21 protein-coding genes are annotated in these 21,733 nt (G+C 37.9%); 20 read left to right on the top strand and 1 reads right to left on the bottom strand.

Translation table 11 applies throughout. The annotated features are described in order from the left end of the window. The first annotated feature begins 16 nt into the window (after positions 1–16). The 6 genes from holB to rsmI all read left to right on the top strand — a co-directional run bounded on the left by holB (position 17) and on the right by rsmI (position 4,704). On the top strand, positions 17–1,006 hold the full coding sequence (gene holB, locus KBP50_RS00425) for a DNA polymerase III subunit delta' (protein WP_050350506.1): 990 nt from the start codon (positions 17–19) through the stop codon (positions 1,004–1,006). A gap of 6 nt (positions 1,007–1,012) precedes the next feature. Then, positions 1,013–1,837, top strand: coding sequence for a PSP1 domain-containing protein (locus KBP50_RS00430; RefSeq protein ID WP_050350505.1), 825 nt, complete (start codon positions 1,013–1,015; stop codon positions 1,835–1,837). Positions 1,838–1,850: 13 nt separating this feature from the next. Then, positions 1,851–2,198, top strand: a complete 348-nt coding sequence (yabA, locus tag KBP50_RS00435) for a DNA replication initiation control protein YabA (protein WP_050350504.1) — start codon at positions 1,851–1,853, stop codon at positions 2,196–2,198. A gap of 620 nt (positions 2,199–2,818) precedes the next feature. Beyond that, complete coding sequence (locus KBP50_RS00440; RefSeq protein ID WP_050350503.1) at positions 2,819–3,562, top strand: tRNA1(Val) (adenine(37)-N6)-methyltransferase; 744 nt, start codon at positions 2,819–2,821, stop codon at positions 3,560–3,562. Then, the gene (locus KBP50_RS00445; protein ID WP_050350502.1) at positions 3,552–3,842 is read left to right on the top strand and encodes a GIY-YIG nuclease family protein; all 291 of its coding nucleotides are present in this window, start codon (positions 3,552–3,554) and stop codon (positions 3,840–3,842) included. The genes KBP50_RS00440 and KBP50_RS00445 overlap by 11 nt, the downstream gene beginning before the upstream one ends. Continuing rightward, positions 3,820–4,704: a 16S rRNA (cytidine(1402)-2'-O)-methyltransferase gene (gene rsmI, locus KBP50_RS00450; RefSeq protein WP_050350501.1), complete on the top strand. Its 885-nt coding sequence runs from the start codon at positions 3,820–3,822 to the stop codon at positions 4,702–4,704. Before KBP50_RS00445 ends, rsmI begins: the two co-directional genes overlap by 23 nt. Positions 4,705–4,809: 105 nt before the next feature. On the opposite strand, the gene KBP50_RS00455 is transcribed toward rsmI, so the two are convergent. Then, entirely contained in the window at positions 4,810–5,088 is a 279-nt protein-coding gene (locus KBP50_RS00455) for a transition state genes transcriptional regulator AbrB (RefSeq protein ID WP_050350500.1), read from the bottom strand. A 597-nt stretch (positions 5,089–5,685) separates the two neighbouring features. Here KBP50_RS00455 and metG point away from each other — a divergent pair. From metG to KBP50_RS00525, 14 genes are all read left to right on the top strand, one after another. Beyond that, on the top strand, positions 5,686–7,641 hold the full coding sequence (metG, locus tag KBP50_RS00460; protein WP_050350499.1) for a methionine--tRNA ligase: 1,956 nt from the start codon (positions 5,686–5,688) through the stop codon (positions 7,639–7,641). A 450-nt stretch (positions 7,642–8,091) separates the two neighbouring features. Beyond that, positions 8,092–8,856, top strand: a complete 765-nt coding sequence (locus tag KBP50_RS00465) for a TatD family hydrolase (protein ID WP_050350498.1) — start codon at positions 8,092–8,094, stop codon at positions 8,854–8,856. A gap of 276 nt (positions 8,857–9,132) precedes the next feature. Next, the gene (locus tag KBP50_RS00470; protein ID WP_050350497.1) at positions 9,133–10,389 is read left to right on the top strand and encodes a resuscitation-promoting factor; all 1,257 of its coding nucleotides are present in this window, start codon (positions 9,133–9,135) and stop codon (positions 10,387–10,389) included. A gap of 511 nt (positions 10,390–10,900) precedes the next feature. Next, positions 10,901–11,479, top strand: coding sequence for a ribonuclease M5 (rnmV, locus tag KBP50_RS00475; protein WP_050350496.1), 579 nt, complete (start codon positions 10,901–10,903; stop codon positions 11,477–11,479). Continuing rightward, complete coding sequence (gene rsmA, locus KBP50_RS00480; protein WP_050350495.1) at positions 11,466–12,353, top strand: 16S rRNA (adenine(1518)-N(6)/adenine(1519)-N(6))-dimethyltransferase RsmA; 888 nt, start codon at positions 11,466–11,468, stop codon at positions 12,351–12,353. Before rnmV ends, rsmA begins: the two co-directional genes overlap by 14 nt. A 448-nt stretch (positions 12,354–12,801) precedes the next feature. Then, positions 12,802–13,677 carry a sporulation peptidase YabG gene (yabG, locus tag KBP50_RS00485; RefSeq protein WP_050350494.1) on the top strand — a complete coding sequence of 292 codons (876 nt, stop codon included), beginning with the start codon at positions 12,802–12,804 and terminating at the stop codon, positions 13,675–13,677. 415 nt (positions 13,678–14,092) lie between these two features. Continuing rightward, positions 14,093–14,359, top strand: a complete 267-nt coding sequence (gene veg, locus KBP50_RS00490) for a biofilm formation stimulator Veg (protein WP_050350493.1) — start codon at positions 14,093–14,095, stop codon at positions 14,357–14,359. A gap of 164 nt (positions 14,360–14,523) precedes the next feature. Further along, positions 14,524–14,703, top strand: a complete 180-nt coding sequence (locus tag KBP50_RS00495) for a small, acid-soluble spore protein, alpha/beta type (protein ID WP_050350492.1) — start codon at positions 14,524–14,526, stop codon at positions 14,701–14,703. A gap of 127 nt (positions 14,704–14,830) precedes the next feature. After that, positions 14,831–15,682, top strand: a complete 852-nt coding sequence (gene ispE / locus KBP50_RS00500; protein WP_050350491.1) for a 4-(cytidine 5'-diphospho)-2-C-methyl-D-erythritol kinase — start codon at positions 14,831–14,833, stop codon at positions 15,680–15,682. Positions 15,683–15,749: 67 nt separating this feature from the next. Then, complete coding sequence (gene purR / locus KBP50_RS00505) at positions 15,750–16,562, top strand: pur operon repressor (RefSeq protein WP_050350490.1); 813 nt, start codon at positions 15,750–15,752, stop codon at positions 16,560–16,562. A 509-nt stretch (positions 16,563–17,071) separates the two neighbouring features. After that, positions 17,072–17,362: a septation regulator SpoVG gene (gene spoVG, locus KBP50_RS00510; RefSeq protein WP_050350489.1), complete on the top strand. Its 291-nt coding sequence runs from the start codon at positions 17,072–17,074 to the stop codon at positions 17,360–17,362. A 1,032-nt stretch (positions 17,363–18,394) separates the two neighbouring features. Continuing rightward, positions 18,395–19,774: a bifunctional UDP-N-acetylglucosamine diphosphorylase/glucosamine-1-phosphate N-acetyltransferase GlmU gene (gene glmU / locus KBP50_RS00515; RefSeq protein WP_050350488.1), complete on the top strand. Its 1,380-nt coding sequence runs from the start codon at positions 18,395–18,397 to the stop codon at positions 19,772–19,774. A 16-nt stretch (positions 19,775–19,790) separates the two neighbouring features. Beyond that, positions 19,791–20,744 carry a ribose-phosphate diphosphokinase gene (locus KBP50_RS00520; protein WP_050350487.1) on the top strand — a complete coding sequence of 318 codons (954 nt, stop codon included), beginning with the start codon at positions 19,791–19,793 and terminating at the stop codon, positions 20,742–20,744. Positions 20,745–20,889: 145 nt separating this feature from the next. Beyond that, on the top strand, positions 20,890–21,510 hold the full coding sequence (locus tag KBP50_RS00525; RefSeq protein WP_050350486.1) for a 50S ribosomal protein L25/general stress protein Ctc: 621 nt from the start codon (positions 20,890–20,892) through the stop codon (positions 21,508–21,510). The last annotated feature ends 223 nt before the right edge of the window (positions 21,511–21,733 follow it).

Here is a 21,733-nt window from a genome sequence, read left to right on the forward strand (position 1 = left end):
GATGAAGGAGATACATATGGAAACATGGTCAGAGGTTGCTAACATACAACCATTAGCAAGCAAAATTATATTAAATAGTATAAAAAAAGACCGGATTTCTCATGCGTATTTGCTTCAGGGGGAACGAGGGACTGGTAAAAAAGCGATTGCTCTCCTGATTGCTAAAGGGCTATTTTGTGAAAAAAATCCAGTTTCTGATCCTTGTCTAGAGTGTAATGCGTGTAAACGTATTGCTTCAGGTAATCACCCAGATGTGCATTGGATTGAGCCTGATGGACAATCTATTAAAATAGAACAGATTCGAAATTTGCAAAAGGAATTTACATATTCTGGCATGGAGTCTGATCAAAAGGTATATATTATTAATGGTGCTGAAACATTAACGGTCAATGCAGCTAACCGAATTTTGAAATTCTTAGAAGAACCGAGCAAAAAAACTACCGCTATTATGTTAACAGACAATAGTCAAGCTATCCTTCCGACCATTCGCTCCAGATGTCAGGTCATTGATTTACGCCCCCTTCACCCAGGTGAATTTCAAAAGCAATTAATAGAGCAAGGATTGGATCAACGTAGTGCGATACTAATGAGTGCCATTACAAATAATTTACAAGAAGCATCGGACAAAAGTCATGACGAGTCGTTTGCCACAGCACGACGGATAGTGATACAATTAGTTGAAATACTTTTAACCAATCCTGAAGATGTTTATTTATTCATTCATCAGCATTGGGTGACTCATTTCAAAGAGCGAAATGAGCAGGAAGAAGGATTGGATCTCTTGCTTTTTGCCATAAAAGATATTCTTTATTACCAAATAGAACATGAAGCTGGGATGGTGTTTTTCGCCCCTTCTGATGAATTGCTGGAAAGAGCAGCTATGTATTTTTCACAGGAGAAACTATTAACTGATTTACAGGCTGTTTTACAAGCAAAGCGAAAATTGAAGCAAAATGTTCATCCTACATTAGTGATGGAACAGCTTACACTTCAAATGCAGAGGTGATAGGGAATGATAGAAGTAATTGGCGTCCGCTTTAAAAAAGCGGGTAAAATATACTATTTTGATCCAGGGGGAGAGTCGATTTCACTAGATAGTTATGTTATTGTAGAGACGATACGTGGCATAGAGTTTGGTAAAGTGGTTATTACAAACAAGCATGTTGATGAAGAAGATGTCGTCCTACCATTAAAGAAAGTCATCCGTTTAGCGACAGATAAGGATAAATTAACGGTTTTAGAGAATCAGGTACAATCACAAAAAGCCTTAGAAGCATGTACGGAAAAAATTAAACAACATGACTTAGATATGAACTTAGTGGAAGTAGAGTATACATTTGATCGTAATAAAATCATATTCTATTTTACAGCAGATGGCCGAGTGGATTTTAGAAATTTAGTAAAAGATCTGGCGGCCATGTTTAAAACGCGAATTGAATTGCGTCAAATTGGAGTTCGTGATGAAGCAAAGATGTTAGGTGGAATAGGTCCTTGTGGTAGAATGCTTTGTTGCTCTACCTTTTTAGGGGATTTTGAACCAGTATCTATTAAAATGGCGAAAGATCAGAATCTATCATTGAATCCTGCTAAAATATCTGGATTATGTGGCAGATTGATGTGCTGTTTAAAATATGAGAATGACGATTATGAGACAGCTAAACGTGAATTACCGGACATAGGAGAAAAGATGGAAACTCCCTTTGGAAGCGGTAAAGTGGTTGGCTTAAACATCCTGGAACGACTCATCCAAATAGAAATCCCTGATAAAGAACGGGTAATCGAATATACGTTAGATGAACTAATTGATGAAGGCATTTTAGCGCAAGCCACAGAATAACGGGGTGAGTAGCGTGAAGAATAGGCGAATATTTGATCAGGTTTCGGATATGGAAAAACAAATAGGCGAGTTATATGAGCAATTAGGTGATTTGAAAGGGGAGTTGAGTGATTTATTAGAAGAAAATCATCGGCTAACAATGGAAAATCATCATTTGCGCAGTCATTTAGAGCATACAAATAATAATGCTGATGTAACGGACGAAACAAAGCAGCAAGAAAAGACTTTTCCGGGGGAAGGTTATGATAATTTGGCTCGCTTGTACGAGGAAGGATTCCATATTTGTAATCTGGAATTTGGTAGTCCAAGACGAAATGAAGATTGCATCTTTTGCTTAGACTTTCTTAATAAGACGAAATAACATAAACAAAGTAATTTTGTTTTCCTTTTTTTATGAAGGAAAAGCGTAAATGTGGCTGCCTGGATCGGGCAGCTTTTCTTTTCACGTTATTTTAGTCAGGACGTGTTTAAATGAAGGAAGTTGGAAATAGGGACATAGGTCGAAAATGATAATATCTTATGAAAAGTTGCTGAATTGCTGTCAACATTTTAATTGTTCTTCTCAAGGAAAAGTCACTTTTATTATTTAACTAACGGCTTCGTCCAGCTTGTGTGGAAAACAAATGAAATGAATACAACATTTTTGCCAACTTGTTTGAACAGCCACTAATATGCGTAAAATGATAATAGATAATATAAAATCTAATAAAATGAAGAACAAAGAATTTATCCCGTATATAAGGTGCTGTAAGACTCCCACTTCAGGAGTTGGATAATCTGTATTACAACAAGTCTAAGTGGGAAATAACAGTACCTAAATGCCCCATTTCGTAAGAGGACTTTAGTTCGTACCATTACGGTACTAACAAACAGTGGGGGTGAATGAAACCCCCCCACTGATTGAAGATTCACTTTATTATTGTATCAGTTGTTGGGAGGCACTAATCATATTTTTTATAAAGCAGGAGAAAGGATAGATCTATGGTTGAGTTATACGACAATGAACGATTGGATTATTTATTGGCAGAAAAAGGAATGCAAATCATTCAAAGCCCAGACGTTTTTTCTTTTTCCTTGGATGCTGTTTTATTGGCTCACTTTGCATATGTGCCGATAAAACGGGGAAGAATTCTTGATTTATGTACAGGAAATGGAGTCATTCCATTACTATTATCCAGAAAAACAAAAGCTTTCATCACTGGTGTGGAATTACAGGAAAGAATTTATCAAATGGCGGAAAGAAGTGTGACATTAAACAATTTAACGGAACAAATAAATATACTTCATGCTGATTTAAATCATTTGCAGCCACTGCTTCGTCATAGCAGCTTTGATGTCATTACCTGTAATCCACCTTATTTTCCAACGCCATTGCCATCAGAGCATAATGAAAATCCGCATTTAACGATTGCAAGGCATGAAGTATATTGTACATTAGAAGATGTGGTAAAGGCTTGTAAACTATATGTCCGTCCTGGTGGAAAGGTGGCTATGGTACACCGTCCAGGCAGGCTAGTGGATATTATCCATTTATTTCGCCAATATAAATTAGAACCAAAGCGGTTGCAATTTGTCTACCCGAAACAAGGGCGTGAGGCAAATATGCTCTTAATTGAAGCTACTAGAGATGGCAAACCAGATTTAAAAATCTTGCCCTCCCTCTATATTTACGATGAGGATGGAGCATATACAACAGAAGCAAAGGATATTATTTATGGAAAATAAACATACTGTCTATATATTAAGGTGTAAAGATCGTACACTTTATACGGGGTATACGAATAACTTGGGACGCAGACTTAAAATGCATCATGAAGGAAAAGGAGCAAAGTATACGAGAGGTCGAGGTCCATTTCAGGTGGTTTACGTAGAACATTTTGAGACGAAAGAACAAGCAATGAAAAAAGAATATGCAATTAAACAGTTAACAAGAGAAGAAAAATGGCAATTTATTCGGGATAGACTGAAAGAAGTGGTGACAAATGAACAAACAGAGCAGTTTTGAAAAAGAGCGTGCAACTGTCTATGTTGTACCGACACCTATTGGTAATTTAGAAGATATTACGTATCGTGCACTGACAACACTTCGTTCTGTATCTTTGATTGCTGCAGAAGATACGAGAAACACAAAAAATTTATTACGTCACTTTGATATAGCTACTCCGTTAATCAGTTATCATGAACATAATAAATTAACACGTGAAGAGCAAATATTAACGAAAATAAAGCAAGGGGAATCGATTGCACTGGTGAGCGATGCGGGTATGCCAGCAATTTCTGACCCTGGACATGAGCTTATCCAAGCAGCGATCCAGCATGATATTCCTGTCGTTGTTTTGCCGGGCGCTAATGCAGCTTTATGTGCTTTAGTTGGTTCCGGTTTATCTGCTAAAGAGTTTTATTTTTATGGTTTTTTGCCACGAAAGAAAAAAGAAAAGGAAATTGAATTACAGCGGTTGGCTTCATTACAGGCAACCCTGCTGTTTTACGAGTCACCTTATCGTGTGAAGGAAACATTGCAAGCGATAAGAGAGGTAATTGGGAATCGACATGTTGCGCTGGCAAGAGAACTGACTAAACGATTCGAATCCTATTTGCGCGGTACTGTTGATGAAGTAATCGCCTATCTAGATAAATCAGAAATTAAAGGGGAATGCTGTATTGTGTTGGAAGGCACAACGAAAACAGAACAGTCAGACTACTTGTGGTGGAGCAGCTTAACGATTGTAGAGCATGTAGAACACTATTTAAAGTCAGAAGCCTTATCCAGTAAGGAAGCAATAAAACGTGTTGCCAAAGAAAGGAAACTTTCAAAACGAGAAGTTTATCAAAAGTACCATGTTAGAGAAGGTATGACGGAGGAATAGGGGCAAAAATCAAAGTCCGACTTATATGGTGATCGCATCATATAAATAATAACGTATAGAAAAAAGACCTGACGGGCAACGCAAGCGTCAGGTCTTTTTAAGACTTTATTTATTTAGTCTCGATTCTATTTCTTGCAGGAGTTGTTGTGCACCTTCTGGGCTAAGGACAATTTTGCCGTTGGCTAGTGAAAGATTATCATCGGATACCTCACCAGTAAGATGACAAGTCATGTTCGGCTTATACTTTTTAAGTATGATTTTGTCATTTTCAACGTAGATTTCCATTGCGTCTTTTTCTTGAATTTCCAACGTACGCCGAAGCTCCATCGGGATAACTACACGGCCAAGTTCATCAACTTTACGTACAATTCCGGTAGATTTCAAATTACTTCCCCCCTATACTTTCGAAAAACGGGACAGCCTTCATGGGGCGCACACCCGTCGTTCTTCAAAATTAGTAAACTAAAAAAATCGTCATAATTCGACATCTTTCTATGCAATAGAATACCAGTGTTTCTTTTTTCTGTCAATAAATATTTACCAGAAAATTAAATAATTTGGATTGTTTTGAAAAACCTTACCATATCAGGCTTTTTCGTCTGTTTTAAGGTTATACTAAAAGCTGTTTCCTCATTTTACCAAAAGGGTGCAAACAAACTTATATAAGTATTACTGATTGGTATACTAGACTGGTGTATATTATTGACAACGCAGAAATTTTTAAGATAATTTTGTTTTCGTATATGTTATTTGAATTTAGGGGTATAACAAAACCATCATTCAATTTAACATACTATTCAAACAATTGTTTGCGGGTAGTTTTTTATCTTAATTTCAAAATATCTCTACTATAATTCGACTTTACATTTTGTATCTTAAATTGTAAAGTATTTAACACTCTATTTGGCAAATAAGCTGATAAAAGCTACAATAGTAATAGCTTAAAAAAGGATGTTAGGTAATGCACAAGGAGGTAAGCAGATGGTAAATAATGAAAAAACATTTTATATAACGACACCGATTTATTACCCTAGTGGAAATTTGCATATTGGACATGCGTATTCGACAGTTGCTGGAGATGCGATGGCTCGATATAAACGGTTGCGTGGCTTCGATGTTATGTATTTAACTGGAACTGATGAGCATGGACAAAAGATTCAAAAAAAGGCGACAGAAAATGGGGTCTCTCCACAGGAATATGTCGACCATATCGTCGATGGTATTCAAAAGTTATGGAAAAAGCTAAAAATATCGAATGATGATTTTATCCGTACGACGGAAGAACGGCATAAAAAAATGGTTGCGCAAATCTTTGATCAGCTTGTTAGGCAGGGCGATATTTACTTAGATGAATACGAGGGCTGGTATTGTACATCCTGCGAATCATTCTTTACAGAACGCCAATTAGATGAAGGGCGCTGTCCGGATTGTGGCGGACCGGTTGAGAAGGTAAAAGAAGAGTCCTATTTCTTTAAAATGAGCAAATATGTCGACCGACTTGTTCAGTTTTATGAAGACAACCCTACATTTATTCAGCCTGAAAGTCGCAAAAATGAAATGTTGAATAATTTCATTAAACCTGGGCTAGAGGACTTAGCTGTTTCGCGGACAACGTTTGATTGGGGAATTAAGGTTCCTGGTGATCCGAAACATGTCATTTATGTATGGATCGACGCATTGACCAATTATATAACTGCGTTAGGATACGGGACTGATGATGACGAGAAGTATCAAAAATATTGGCCGGCAGATGTTCATTTAATGAGCAAAGAAATTGTGCGGTTCCATACCATTTATTGGCCAATTATGTTAATGGCGCTTGATCTTCCATTGCCGAAAAAGGTGTTTGCTCATGGGTGGATTTTAATGAAGGATGGAAAAATGTCAAAATCAAAAGGAAATGTCATTGATCCTGTGAAGTTAATTGATCGTTATGGTTTGGATGCTCTTCGTTATTATTTACTTCGAGAAGTACCGTTTGGCTCGGACGGGGTATTTACACCTGAAGGCTTCGTGGAACGAACGAATTATGACTTGGCTAATGATTTAGGTAATTTATTGAACCGTACTGTAGCCATGATTAATAAATATTTTGCAGGGGAGATGCCAGCATATCAAGCTGCTGAAACAGATATTGATGGTGCATTAGAAGCATTTGGTAAACAGACCATAGAAAAAGTAGAAGATGCGATGGAGGAAATGCAGTTTTCTGTAGCTTTAGGGGCTATATGGCAACTCATTAGTCGTACGAATAAATATATTGATGAGACAGAACCATGGATTTTAGCCAGAGATGAAACGAAAAAGGTCCGGCTGGGTAACGTGATGGCTCATCTGGCCGAATATTTACGGAAAGCAGCTGTCTTGCTTCAGCCATTTTTAACAGAAGCTCCAGCAGAAATTTTCCGACAGCTGGGTATAGAAGATGCCAAGTTAAAAGAGTGGGATAGCCTTTATGAAGAAGGTAATATGAAAGCTGGAGGGTCAATTGTAAATAAAGGGCAACCGATTTTTCCACGCTTACAGGTGGAAGAAGAGATTCAAGCTATTAAAGCAATGATGAATCCGCCTAAAGAAAAGAAAACAAAGGTAGAAGAGAAGCCAATAAAAGAAGAAATTGTGTTCGATGATTTCATGAAAGTAGATATGCGTGTTGCAGAAGTATTGAAGGCAGAGCCTGTTAAAAAGGCAGACAAATTATTGAAGCTACAGCTAGATTTAGGAACAGAAAAGCGCCAAGTAGTATCAGGCATTGCTCTATATTACCAACCCGATGATTTAGTTGGGAAAAAAGTAATTTGTGTAACGAACTTAAAACCAGTGAAATTACGTGGAGAAAAATCAGAAGGCATGATTCTTTGTGGAGAGGATGCAACAGGGAAGCTAGTGTTAGCTACTGTAGAAGCCGAACTACCGAATGGTTCAGTTGTAAAATAAAGGAATTTAACAGAGGCTGGGACATAACTAAAACAGCTAATTAAAAAAACGAAGACTAAAGTGAATCTTCAATGAGTGGGGGGATTCTTTTATCCGCCCTTTCTTTGTAAGATCAGAAACCACCATGGCTCGCCAAGAGCGCAAGCCACCATCTATGATGAAAAATTTTACTTTATAATGTTTAAATTCTTGAAATACTACCTAAAATAAATAAGTCATATAATGGTAAATAGCGTTTTTTTCATACAAATGGTATGACAAAGGTCTCTAAACGAATGAAGAATTTACGTATCGTTATCTCTCGCTTCGCTCGTTGTAGTATATTTCTCCAACTCTTGAAGTGAGTGACTTACAGCATTTTATATACGGAAAAATGGATCGCGGCTGTTGTTGTATAGGATTTGCTTATGTCCCAGCCTCTTTTCCTAAAGTTGTTAAGGAGTGAACAAATTGTTATTTGACACACATGTGCATTTGAACGCAAGAGATTTTTTTGAGGATCGTGAAGAAACAATAAAACGGGCTTTTGATGCAGGTGTCACACGTATGTTAGTCGTTGGTTTTGATCGTGAAACCATTCCGTTAGCGATCGAAATTGCAGAACAGTATGAGACGATTTATGCTGCGGTTGGCTGGCATCCAGTGGATGCGGTAGATATGACAGAACAAGAGTTAGAGTGGATAGAAGAGCTTTCCTCTCATCCTAAAGTAGTAGCACTTGGTGAAATGGGCTTGGATTATCATTGGGACAAGTCGCCGAAAGAGGTGCAAAAGGAAGTATTTCGCAAGCAGATACAATTAGCAAAAAAAGTACAGCTGCCAATTATTATTCATAATCGCGAGGCAACAGAAGATATCATTTCGATTTTAAAGGAAGAAAAGGCGGAGTCGATAGGTGGAATTATGCACTGCTACAATGATTCGGTAGACTATGTACAGGATTGCCTGGATATGAATTTTTATATCTCACTTGGGGGACCAGTTACCTTTAAAAATGCGACCTTACCAAAGGAAGTTGCTGTCCAAGTTCCATTAGAGCGATTGTTAATTGAGACCGATGCACCATTTCTAGCCCCACACCCCTATCGGGGTAAAAGAAATGAACCAGCTTATGTCAAATTAGTTGCAGAAAAAATTGCTGCACTAAGAGGGACTAGTCTGGAAGAAATTGGTGAAATTACGACAAAAAACGCCCTTTCTCTCTTTCGGTTATAATTAGGGCGGTTGTCATAAAACTGAATTAATTTGTTAAAAAATAGGAAAAACAAGGTAAAAACAGCGGGGAAGTTTTAATAAAACCCTGCTTACTTTACCTTGTTTTGTTTTTGACATAAACCTTGTTGTATCAATGGTTTATAGAATAAGAAACGTAGTAAATAGCCTAGCTCTATTGCAGTGTAATGGAATTGTAATGCAAACGTAACGGTAATTACTTTGACTTTACATATAACTGTTACTATAATCAAAATGCATTAAGAGGGAGGCAAAAGCATGCGAAAGTTTTCAAAGCTAATGCCGGCGTCGACAATGAAACTGGTTCTATCTTTTATTGGTGTTTTAGCACTTGTTGCATTTTCCGGATTCATTTTATTTGATGCTACAAAGGCAGAAGTAGTCATAACAAACGATGGCGAAGAGCAAACGGTAAAAACACACAAAAGCACCGTAAAAGAAGTACTGGCAGAAGTAGGTATTCGTGTCGGAGAGCATGATCACTTATCCCACAACATGAATGATTCCATTAAAAACGGAATGGAAATCAACTACAAACAAGCAAAGCAAGTGTTCGTGACAATCAATGGAAAACAAACGGAATATTACACTACTACAGATACTATAGATGCATTTTTGAAGGAAAATAACTTGTCGTACCATCAACGTGATGATGTTTCTTTCACTAAAGGGGATGTAATTACAGATGGATTGCATTTGAAAATCAACCAAGCGTATGAGATTACGGTTAACGATGGTGAAAATCAGAAGCGTATTTGGACGACTGGAGGCACTGTTGCAGAAGTACTGGAACAATCAAACGTAACATTTGATAAAGACAGCGCTGACAAAGTGGAGCCTGCTTTAAACAAGCCAGTGACAAAGGATACAGTCATTTCCGTTGTCCGTGTTAAAACGGAAAAAGATCATGTAACGGAAGAAATGGCGTTTGAGACAGAAGAGAGAGAAGATAGTAATTTGCCAAAAGGTGAGGAACGTGTTCTTACTGAAGGAAAAGCTGGCAAGGTGAAGAAGGTTTACCAGATCGTAAAAGAGAATGGAAAAGAAGTAAGCAGAGACCTAATTGATGAAGAGGTTGTTGAGGAAAGTAAAAATCGGATTGTTGCAATAGGAACAAAAGAAGCGCAACAGGACAACGATCTAGTAACATTAGCAAATAAACAACCGAAATCAAATAATAAGCCTAGCACTGTATCAACAACTAAGGAGAAGCAAACAAGCTCAAGGAACACCTTTACGATGTCCGCGAGTGCTTACACGGCTAGCTGTGGAGGTTGTTCAGGATTTACCACAACAGGGATTGATTTAAATGCTAATCCAAATATGAAAGTAATTGCTGTTGACCCTAGTGTTATCCCTTTAGGATCAAGAGTTTGGGTAGAAGGATATGGTGAAGCCGTTGCTGGCGACACAGGTGGCCATATTGTTGGAAATCGGATTGATGTCCATGTCCCATCCAAAAAAGCTGCATATAGTTGGGGTGTAAAAACAGTAACTGTGAAAGTTCTTAATTAGTTTCGAGCTCTTACCACCGTATCGTGGTAAGAGCTATTTTTTTTATTAGTTTATCCCGTATATAAGGTGCAGTAAGCCTCCTACTTCAGGAGTTGGATAATTTTCAATGCAACAAGTCTACATTGGAGATAACAGCGCCTAAATGCTATTTGTAAGCGCCCTTTAGGTCATACCACTACGGTACTAACAAGCCGTGGGGGATGAATGAAAAATCTCCACAAATTGATGATTTTCTTTATTAGTTTATCCCGTATGTAATTGGAAGAGAACACTTAACTTGGAACTTTCGGTTCGAGATAGATAAATAAATGGAGAATTTCATGGTAAGTTACATACCCCCTTCACCCATAATTAGAGAAGGATAAAGAAACACCTCCCTGAATGAACTTTCACTTTATGATACACTTATAGAGATTGTTTATAATTGAGATAATGTAAGATGGAGTTCGTGTTTTATCACCTGCTCCTTTATGTTACGCACCATTAAGAAAGATATGGAAGAGGGAAACTTGTGAAGGTTAAAGAAGTAATCGTTGTAGAAGGAAAAGATGATACAGCAAAAGTTCTCCAAGCTGTTCATGCAGATACAATTGAAACAAATGGCTCGGCCATTAATTCATGTATTTTAAAACAAATTCAGCATGCCAAAGAGAAGCGAGGTGTCATTATTTTCACAGATCCAGACTATCCTGGGCAACGGATTCGTCACATTGTGGATCAGGCCATACCAGGCTGTAAGCATGCTTTTTTAACACGTGATCAGGCGCGTGACAAGCGTTCTACTACGAAAAGTTTAGGAATTGAGCATGCCTCTATCGCTGATATTAAACAAGCGCTAGCCGCTGTATATGAGTTACAACCGGTACGGGAAAGTGAGATAACCAAAGCGGATTTAATTCATTATGGATTCATTGGTGGATTAGAAGCTAACAAGAGACGTGAGCAACTTGGTGAGTTATTACAAATTGGACACACTAATGGCAAGCAGTTGTTAAAACGATTAACGATGTTTGGCATTGGCAAAGCTGAGCTTAAAAGAGCAGTAAGACAAATTGGCCGAGAGAGGAAAGCGAAAAATGACCAATCATAAATATATAGCAACGCCATCACGAACGAAAGAAATCTTAGCGAAATATCATTTTTCTTTTAAAAAAAGCCTAGGACAGAACTTCTTAATTGACAGTAATATCTTGAGTAACATTATTCGCCATGCAGGTATTACAAAAGAGACGGGAGTAATTGAAATAGGCCCTGGAATTGGTGCTTTAACAGAACAATTAGCCATCCATGGGCAAAAGGTGTTGGCGTTTGAAATAGACCAACGTCTAATCCCAGTATTAGAGGATACGCTCGCTTCTTATAACAATGTTGAAATTGTTCATGAGGATATTTTACAAGCTAATGTACGTAACATGATAGCTACGCATTTTCACCCTGGGCAATCTGTTCATCTTGTTGCAAACTTGCCTTATTATATAACTACTCCAATCTTAATGAAATTATTGCGTGATAAGTTACCGATCGACAGTTTCACAGTGATGATTCAAAAAGAAGTTGCTGAAAGAATGGCAGCAAAGCCTAATTCGAAAAGCTACGGTTCTTTAACGTTGGCTGTACAATATTATACGGAAGCAGAAGTGGTTATGCATGTACCAAAACGCGCTTTTATGCCGCAACCTAATGTAGACTCCAGCATTTTAAGGTTAGTTAGGCGTACAAAAGCACCTGTAAGCGTACTGGATGAAGATTTCTTTTTTGCACTTATTCAAGCAAGTTTTGCTCAACGTCGTAAAACATTGCGTAATAATTTATCAAATTATTTCAATGAGCGGTTAACGAAAGAAGAAATTAGTCTCATGCTAGAACAGGCTGGTATTGATGGAGGAAGACGTGGAGAATCTTTAGCAATGGAAGAATTTGCTATACTGGCAAACCTATTTTATCCCGAATGTAAAACGCCGTAAGACCCCTACTTCATGAAAGGGGGGAGTTAACAGCACCTAACTTTCCGATTTCATGCAGGTAGAATGTTGTTCATAGGAGGCGTGACACGCAGAAAAAGTGCTCTTCTTTTTCAAGGACGCTTGAGTTTCTAGCCTTTGATTTACTAGTTCCTGAATGATGGAAGGTTTACTTTATATTGTAAGCAATGCAGATAGGCGAAAAAAGTGGTACAAAAGCGTTTTTCGTTCAACAACCTATCGTAATGACGTGTGTTACGTTGCACCCTAAAATTAGAGTGTAAATCTAATCTTTGGGGTGTTTTTTGAATTTACCTGCACCATACGTAATTTTAAAAAAGAAGCTCATCCTACAATGTAAATATACCTAACTGATACAAACGCACAGTTTTTACAGATATTCATACTATATATCATAATCCTAAAGCTCAGGAAGGCTGTGAAGTATAGTATGAGTTACACAAGAGGCGATTTAGTCACACGATACTCTTATCAACATGATATATTATTTCGGATTTCTTCTGTGAAAAAAGAACAGGTAGATTTAGTAGGTGAGGATATTCGCCTCAAAGCGGATGCTCCAACAGCTGACTTGCGATTGGTTGAAGAAAGGGAATTACAAAAGCGGAGACGGCTAGGAAAAGAAAAAGAAGAGTCTTCCTATCGTTTATTTCGCCAAGATTATCAATTGTTGAAGGAAAAACGGCAGTATCAGGCTACGGATGGATTCTTGCATGAGGTGTCTTATTTTCAGTTGCCTGCTAAGGTTTTGCATATAGATGGTGATCCTATGTATTTGAAAAAATGTATCGATCTATATCAGCGCATTGGGCTGCAAGTGCACGGTGTACACTTATATGAACGCGATATGCCTGTACAAATTACAGAATTAATAGCAAAGATTCAGCCGGATATTATCGTTATAACAGGGCATGATGCTTTTTCAAAAAACAAAGGGGAAAAGCAGGATCTTCGTGCATATCGTAACTCGAAATACTTTATTGAAGCGGTACGAGAAGCGCGAAGAATGAATCCGAATTTGGATCAGCTCGTGATTTTTGCAGGTGCATGCCAATCTCATTTTGAACTGCTGATTCGTGCGGGTGCTAATTTTGCCAGTTCTCCTTTACGTGTTAATATTCATGCGTTAGACCCAGTATATATTGCCGCAAAAGTTGCGTACACACCTTTTATGGAAAAAGTGAGCGTCTGGGATGCTATTCGAAATACTTTGACAGGAAACAAAGGAATGGGTGGTGTTGAAACGAGAGGTCTTTTGCGTACAGGTCTACCGTATATGGGAGAGGAAGGAAAAAGCAACGAATGAAGTAACAGTAACAATCGTATTTATTGTGTTAGCCTTTCTACTTCCCCCTCGCTATTCTCTCTGGCATGTTTTGATTACATTTTTTCATAAATACTTTTTCCATATATTTTTTTACATGAATAATCCATATGCGACCAATGACATTTCGATGAGGTATGTTCAGCCGGATATATTATCTAACGTGCTTATGAAATATATGTATACCCAATAGATTGCTCCTATGCCTCTATAAGCTTTTTGGCTAATGAAGTCAAGAATTTCTAAAAAATGTGCATAAAAAGTTAATAAAAACAAATAATATACGAAAATACCAAAAAATATATTGACATTAAAAAAGTAATACTGATATAATATATAGTTTCACTTGACTAATGTACAAGTTCATGGTATGATGTTTACAGTGAGGTGGAGTATAGTGGCGAAAACATTAATCGAAATTAAGCAAGGTCTTGAAGGTCATGTTGGAAAACGGTTAAAGCTTAAAGCGAATGGTGGTAGAAGGAAAACCATTGAGCGATCTGGCATCCTTGCAGAAACATACCCTTCTGTATTTATTGTAGAGCTTGACCAAGAAGAAAATGCATTCGAACGTGTTTCATACAGCTATGCAGACGTTTTGACAGAAACAGTGGAGCTTCGCTTTACAGATGACAGAAGCATCGCTTCAGTGCTTGAGCAGTAACCCTTAGGTTTACTGCTTTTATTTTAAAACTAATTAACAGAATAGTGAGAAAATAAATTCCTTATTATTTCCTTTTTTGCTTACATATAACTGGTGTGCAATTGCTGATAAAGTACATACTAAAACTGTCGTGACCAATACTCATTAAAAGGGGGCCTGTCTTCGTGGCTAGAAGGCGTGGAATGATGTCAGATCAATTAAAAGAAGAAATTGCGAAAGAGTTGGGGTTTTACGACACGGTGCAAAGGGAAGGATGGGGCGGCATTAGATCTCGTGATGCTGGAAACATGGTGAAACGTGCCATTGAAAGAGCGGAAGCTAGTATGGAACAAGACAAATCCTAATTGGGTTTGTCTTGTTTTCATTAGCTGACTTTTGTATATTAGCTTTTTGGTTTTTTTATTTGTCATTCACGTGGCAGAATGGAATGTGTTACAATTTTATTATCTATAAACAAGAAGGTGACGGGTGATGGTAATTTTTGAAAAAGCACCTGCAAAAATAAATTTATCACTGGATGTCTTAAGTAAAAGATGTGACGGATACCATAACGTCGAAATGATTATGACAACGATTGATTTAGCTGATCGGATTCGTTTATTTGAATTGCCTGAGGATCGAATTGAAATATCTTTGGAAAGCAGATTTGTCCCAAGTGATAAACGTAATTTAGCATATCAAGCTGCATTGGTATTAAAACAAATATATGGTATTCGCAAAGGTGTGCATATTTCGATTGAAAAAAACATCCCTGTTTCTGCGGGACTTGCCGGTGGCAGCGCGGATGCCGCGGCAGTATTGAAGGGTTTAAATCGCCTCTGGGAACTAAAGATTTCTCAAGCTGAATTAGCGCAACTAGGTGCGTTATTAGGTACAGACGTGCCATTTTGTATATACGGTAGAACAGGACTAGCTAAAGGTAGAGGAGAAATCGTAGAAGCACTTCCTTCACCACCTCCTTGTTGGGTTGTTTTAGCCAAGCCAGATATTGGTGTATCTTCAAGGACCATTTTCCAGCGAATTGTAGTTGAAGATCTTGTTCATCCGGAAACAAGACGAGTTATGAATGCATTAGAAGAAGGAAGCTTTGAGAAGCTGTGTCTTAGTCTAGGAAATGCGCTGGAGCCGTTAACGATGGGGCAACATCCAGAAGTGCAACAGATTAAAAATGTATTGCAGCAAGCAGGGGCCTCTGGTGTACTTATGAGCGGGAGCGGACCAACCGTGTATGGTCTTGTTGAACATGAAAGCAAAGCTAAAAGAATATATAATGGGATGAGAGGTTTTTGTGAAGAAGTTTATTATGTGCGATTATTAGGATGATTATATTGGTAAAAAACATATATTGATGGTATATTAAGAGGAAAATATTCGGTTTTGAGGTGTGGAGATGAAAAGAAGTAACCGTTTAGTTGCTTTAACCAATTTTTTTCTTGAAAATCCCCGAACACACACACAATTTCCGTATTTTGTGTCGCAACTAGATACAACGAAAGCTTCTGTAAGTGAAGATATGGATATAATTGATGCAGTATTTCGAAGTGAAGGGATTGGCTATTTGCAACGGACGACAGGTGCAGGAGGAGGAGTGAAATATATCCCTGCACGGGTACATGAGAAAAATAAGCTGTTTGTTGAAGAATTACGACGAAAGCTTGAAGATCCAGCTCGTATCCTGCCTGGTGGGTATTTATATATGAGTGATCTGTTAGGAGATCCAAAGACCGTACGAGAAATTGGGCGTGTTTTTGCGTCGGCATTCTCTGAAATGGATATCGATGTGGTTGTAACTGTTGCTACGAAGGGCATTCCACTTGCATACGCAGTTGCCTCATTTCTCAATGTTCCCGTTGTCATTGTTCGCAGAGATCCAAAGGTAACGGAGGGCTCCTCCGTAAGTATTAATTATGTATCCGGATCGTCTAGGAAGATTCAGACAATGGTATTACCTAAACGCAGTTTATCAGAAGGGGCAAAGGTCTGTATCATCGATGATTTTATGAAAGCTGGTGGAACCATAACAGGGATGATTAATTTACTGGAAGAGTTTCATGCAACGGTACAAGCAATAGGGGTATTAGCTGAAGCAGATGACGAAGAAGAAGAGCGTGTTATTGATGATTATACATCCTTGATAAAAATATCAAATGTAGATATGAAAAAGAAGTATATTGATGTACATGTCGGCAATTTGATGCAATAGCATGTGTAGAGACGAACTATGCTGCTACAGATTAGTCAACCATCGTTTTTAAAATGTAACTGCTTTACACAATAAGGACTCATAAATCTCATTGAGACATATCAATTTAATCTTTAGGAATAAACATGCCGTAAAAGGATCTTGCGGCATGTGGCTTTACATTAGATAATAATTATGTTTGAAATGCAGTAAGTTATATCGTTTACCAAAAAAGGTATATTATCTCTGCATTTTTCTACTCCTCCACTTGAGCTATAAGGAACTTACATTTTCAATGTATGCCACATATGAAATTTACCCAATCCACTTTTGTTAGCTCAAACATAGAACGGGCTAGTAGGAGGAGATGCCCATAATTAAAGCATGAATTAATTATGTTTTTATGGAAGCGCTATTATTTTTGTGCTGTATTAAAAATATTTTATTTTTTTTAATATTTTAGCAGGACTTTTGATAGTTTTGTTGAACTAGTTAATATAGATTCAAATGTGAAAAGGTGGTGACACATCATGGAAGTAACTGACGTTAGGTTACGCCGCGTTAATACAGAAGGCAGAATGCGAGCGATCGCATCGATTACTTTGGATCAGGAATTTGTTGTCCATGATATCCGTGTAATTGACGGTAATAATGGACTGTTTGTTGCGATGCCATCCAAGCGAACGCCGGATGGGGAATTTAGAGATATTGCCCACCCAATTAATTCTGGGACCCGTGCAAAAATTCAGGACGCTGTATTAGAAGAGTATCACCGAGCAGGTGATGAAGAAGTAAAGTATGAAGAAGCTGGGGCTTCCTAATTATTTTTTCTAATATGTTAGCATAACAACTAGAGGTCTAATCTACATAAGGTTAGCCTTCTTTTTTTGTTTGTAAACGTTTGCTATTTTTGAAAGGGTGAGACATAGTTACGTTTGCAAAATACAAGTGTTACTTACTGATTTACTTTTAGAAATATCTATTTAGCTTGTTTAAGTGGTAAAATGGTTATTCGTCTCAAACATCAACTTAAGCGAAAAGCTTTTGTTCAAAGATAAGAAACCACCATGGCTCGCCTAGAGCGCGAGCCACCATCTATGGTGAAAAATTTTGCTATATAATGTTTAAATTCTTGAAATACTACCTAAAATAAATAAGTTATATAATGGTAAATAGCGTTTTTTCATACAAAAGTATAAAATGAGGTGCTTGGGATACCAAAATAACCGAATAGCCACGTCCGGTGCATGAGCCCAGCAACTAGGCGACTTCACGAATCGCCCTACGATAAGGCCTCATCGGTTCGTCGCTAAGGGGAAGGCCGACTAAAAACGGGCTTGCCGCTCAGGCGTCGGCATACCCCTGTTTTTAGTGGCATGATTCCTAAATCTTTAGTTGATTCGTTCCATTCGCTACGTTGCTAAACGGGCGCTTGCGCCTTCTTTGTTCCACTATAGGAAAAGTATAAGAAAAACAAAGGCTTCCGCCATAAGACTTGGCGACAAGCCAAGTTTTTCTAACAAATGTAATGTTTCCTAAGACTAATACTTCTAAGGGTTGAGGAGAAACAAAGAGCTCGAAGTGGGGAGATAACAGCACTTATATTCGGATTCGTTAGATAGGATGTTGAACGTAGCAGGCGTGATACGCAGAAAAAGTGTTTTTTCTTTCTCAAGGCTACTTGGATACTTAACCTCTGTTCTACTTCAATCAGTGAAGGATGAGAAAAACCTCATTAATGAGGGTTGACTTTATTGCAGGCACTTCTTGATTTACACGGTTTATCTATTGAAAAGAGCAGGTATTTAAGATATATTCATAATGGATAAATTGAAATGATGGAGGTTCTTTATATGACGAATCGATATGCTGTCATATTGGCAGCAGGGCAAGGCACAAGAATGAAATCTAAGCTTTACAAAGTACTCCATCCTGTAGCGGGTCGCCCCATGGTTCAACATGTTATTGAACAAATTGGTGGCGTAAACGTCGATAAAATAATTACTATTGTCGGTTTTGGCGCTGAAGATGTAAAAAAACAGATTGGTGCTGCTAGTGAGTACGTCCTTCAAGAAGAACAGCTGGGAACTGGACATGCAGTTGTCCAAGCTAAAGCACTTTTAGAAGATAAGGAAGGAACAACGGTTGTTGTCTGTGGGGATACACCTTTAATAACAAAGGAAACGTATCAAGCATTGATTAATCATCATGAGCAAACAGGTGCAAAAGCAACCATCCTGACAGCAAAAGCTCCTAATCCTTCTGGGTACGGACGAGTACTTCGAAATCAGCAGAATGATGTGGAACGGGTTGTAGAACATAAGGATGCAAATGAAGCAGAACTACTTGTAGACGAAATTAATACAGGTACATATTGTTTTGATAATCAGGCTCTGTTCCGAGCTTTGGAGCATGTCTCCAATGATAATGCGCAAGGTGAGTATTATTTGCCGGATGTGATCGAGATCCTTCAAACTCAAGGTGAAACAGTGAGCGCATATCAAACTCCGGATTTTGCTGAAACGCTCGGAATAAATGACCGAGTTGCTTTAGCGCAAGCGGAGAAAATTATGAAACAACGTATTAATGAATATCATATGCGTAATGGTGTAGCAATTATTGATCCGGATCAAACATATATCGAACCAGACGTAATGATTGCTGCTGACACTACTATTCATCCAGGTACGATTATTAAAGGTAACACAGTCATTGAGCAAAATGCGGAAATTGGTCCATATTCAGAGTTGAGCAATTGTTATGTAGGAAGTGGAACAGTAATTAGACAAAGTGTTGTGAACGATAGCAATATAGGTAACGATGTGAAAATTGGTCCATATGCGCATATACGTCCAGATAGTGCTATTGGTGACAAGGTAAAAATAGGAAACTTTGTTGAAATCAAAAAGACGAGTTTGGGCGAAAATAGTAAGGTTTCACATTTAAGTTATATTGGAGATGCGCAAGTCGGAAGCAATGTGAACGTAGGTTGTGGTACAATTACAGTGAACTATGATGGAAAGCATAAATATGTAACAACCATTGAAGATGAGTCATTTATTGGCTGCAATTCGAATCTAATTGCACCTGTGACAATTGGAAAAGGTTCTTACATTGCTGCTGGTTCTACTATTAACAAGGATGTGCCAGAAGATTCTTTATCGATTGCAAGAGCAAAGCAAACGAATAAAGAAGGGTATGCGTCAAAAATTAAAAATCGGAAAAAAGACTAACGGAGGGTTTTAACTCATGGCAGCTAGTTACAAGGATTCATCCTTGAAGGTATTTACACTAAACTCTAATCCACAATTAGCGGAGGAAATCGCCAGACATATTGGCACAACACTGGGGAAATGTACTGTATCACGATTTAGCGATGGGGAAATTCAAATTAACATTGAAGAAAGCATACGTGGTTGTGATGTTTATGTCGTACAGTCAACGTGCTCACCGGTGAATGAGCATTTAATGGAATTATTAATTATGATTGATGCTTTAAAGCGTGCTTCTGCTAAATCCATCAATATTGTTATGCCTTATTACGGATATGCAAGGCAAGATCGTAAAGCAAGATCGAGAGAACCAATTGCAGCAAAGTTAGTGGCGGACTTACTGGAAACATCAGGTTCTGATCGTGTTATTACGCTTGATTTGCATGCTCCGCAAATTCAAGGGTTCTTTAATAGCCCAATTGACCACTTACAAGGAGTACCAATACTTTCCGATTATTTTGAAGCAAAAAACTTGGAAGATATCATCATTATGTCACCTGACCATGGTGGAGTGACACGGGCGAGAAAAATGGCTGATCGCCTAAAAGCACCAATTGGAATTATCGATAAGCGCAGACCACGCCCTAATGTAGCTGAGGTAATGAATATTGTCGGGAATATTGAAGGGAAGACAGCAATTCTAATTGATGATATCATTGATACTGCTGGCACTATAACTTTGGCTGCAAATGCATTAGTTGAAAATGGTGCCAAGGAAGTATATGCTTGTTGTACACATCCAGTATTATCGGGTCCGGCAATGGAACGTATTAACGATTCAAAAATTAAAGAATTAGTTGTAACCAATTCGATTCCTTTACCGGACGATAAGCGAATCGATAAGATTACACAGCTTTCTGTCGCTCCTTTAATCGGTGAAGCGATTATTCGTGTGCATGAACTGCAATCCGTTAGTATTTTGTTTGATTAATGTTTAAGTTTTAGCTGAAACGGGTAATATCTAAGATGGATGTTTATTCCTGAATGGTTTATACATTTTACCGAATAAACAAAAGACTGTAATATTGAGTAATTGCAATAAGCGTAGGTTTTTAACTATTTGGAGGGTGATTATTGTGGCAGTAAAATTAGCAGCTCAACGAAGAGAAGATCATACAAAATCAGCAACAAAGCAAATTAGAAATAGCGGTCGTGTTCCAGCTGTCATTTATGGAAAAGCGAAAGAAGCGAAATCGATTGCTGTAAGTAGCGTTGAATTGATCAAAACAGTTCGTGATGAGGGTAGAAACGCGATTATCTCACTTCACATTGAAGATGAAAAACCTGTAGATGTGATGCTTCATGATTATCAGATCGATCCAATAAGAGATGAGCTTGTTCACGCAGATTTTTATATCGTCGATATGGCTGAAGAAATGGACGTAGAAGTAAATTTACGTTTAGAAGGAGAGGCAAAAGGGACGAAAGATGGTGGAGTCTTGCAACAACCACTATATCAATTGCAAGTTCGTGCTAAACCAGCTGACATCCCTGAAGAAATTGTCGTCGATGTTTCTGAACTAGAAATTGGTGATAGTATTGCTGTTTCTGATATTGCTATCAAAGGTAATTTCGAAATATTAGACGAAGCGGTTACTACGGTTGCAACAGTATTAGCGCCGGATACCTTAGAAGATGTAGAAGAGGCTCCGTCAGAAAATGCAGAACCAGAATTAGTTGATGCAGAAAAAGAGTAAGCTTAAAGCATATCTATAAAAGCATAAAATAGAACGTCCATATTGAAGTGTCTTTTTAGCAAGATGTTGAATAGTATCTTCCATATAGGGCGGGGGACAAGCTATGCATAAACTGAAGCGTTTGTTAACTTTCACTATAAATCACACAGTGGTGAAGGGGAGTTACTTTAACTCATATAGAAGGGCCAAATTTACATGAACAAGTGTTTGTTATAGATAAATA

It is taken from the genome of Virgibacillus pantothenticus (genome assembly GCF_018075365.1).
GTDB lineage: Bacteria > Bacillota > Bacilli > Bacillales > Amphibacillaceae > Virgibacillus > Virgibacillus pantothenticus.

What these genes read in the sequence shown, in the direction of transcription:
- holB (WP_050350506.1), top strand. Translation starts at nt 17, where the DNA reads ATGGAAACATGGTCAGAGGTTGCTAACATACAACCATTAGCAAGCAAA.
- KBP50_RS00430 (WP_050350505.1), top strand. Translation starts at nt 1,013, where the DNA reads ATGATAGAAGTAATTGGCGTCCGCTTTAAAAAAGCGGGTAAAATATAC.
- KBP50_RS00440 (WP_050350503.1), top strand. Translation starts at nt 2,819, where the DNA reads ATGGTTGAGTTATACGACAATGAACGATTGGATTATTTATTGGCAGAA.
- KBP50_RS00445 (WP_050350502.1), top strand. Translation starts at nt 3,552, where the DNA reads ATGGAAAATAAACATACTGTCTATATATTAAGGTGTAAAGATCGTACA.
- rsmI (WP_050350501.1), top strand. Translation starts at nt 3,820, where the DNA reads ATGAACAAACAGAGCAGTTTTGAAAAAGAGCGTGCAACTGTCTATGTT.
- metG (WP_050350499.1), top strand. Translation starts at nt 5,686, where the DNA reads ATGGTAAATAATGAAAAAACATTTTATATAACGACACCGATTTATTAC.
- KBP50_RS00470 (WP_050350497.1), top strand. Translation starts at nt 9,133, where the DNA reads ATGCGAAAGTTTTCAAAGCTAATGCCGGCGTCGACAATGAAACTGGTT.
- rsmA (WP_050350495.1), top strand. Translation starts at nt 11,466, where the DNA reads ATGACCAATCATAAATATATAGCAACGCCATCACGAACGAAAGAAATC.
- yabG (WP_050350494.1), top strand. Translation starts at nt 12,802, where the DNA reads ATGAGTTACACAAGAGGCGATTTAGTCACACGATACTCTTATCAACAT.
- ispE (WP_050350491.1), top strand. Translation starts at nt 14,831, where the DNA reads ATGGTAATTTTTGAAAAAGCACCTGCAAAAATAAATTTATCACTGGAT.
- purR (WP_050350490.1), top strand. Translation starts at nt 15,750, where the DNA reads ATGAAAAGAAGTAACCGTTTAGTTGCTTTAACCAATTTTTTTCTTGAA.
- spoVG (WP_050350489.1), top strand. Translation starts at nt 17,072, where the DNA reads ATGGAAGTAACTGACGTTAGGTTACGCCGCGTTAATACAGAAGGCAGA.
- glmU (WP_050350488.1), top strand. Translation starts at nt 18,395, where the DNA reads ATGACGAATCGATATGCTGTCATATTGGCAGCAGGGCAAGGCACAAGA.
- KBP50_RS00520 (WP_050350487.1), top strand. Translation starts at nt 19,791, where the DNA reads ATGGCAGCTAGTTACAAGGATTCATCCTTGAAGGTATTTACACTAAAC.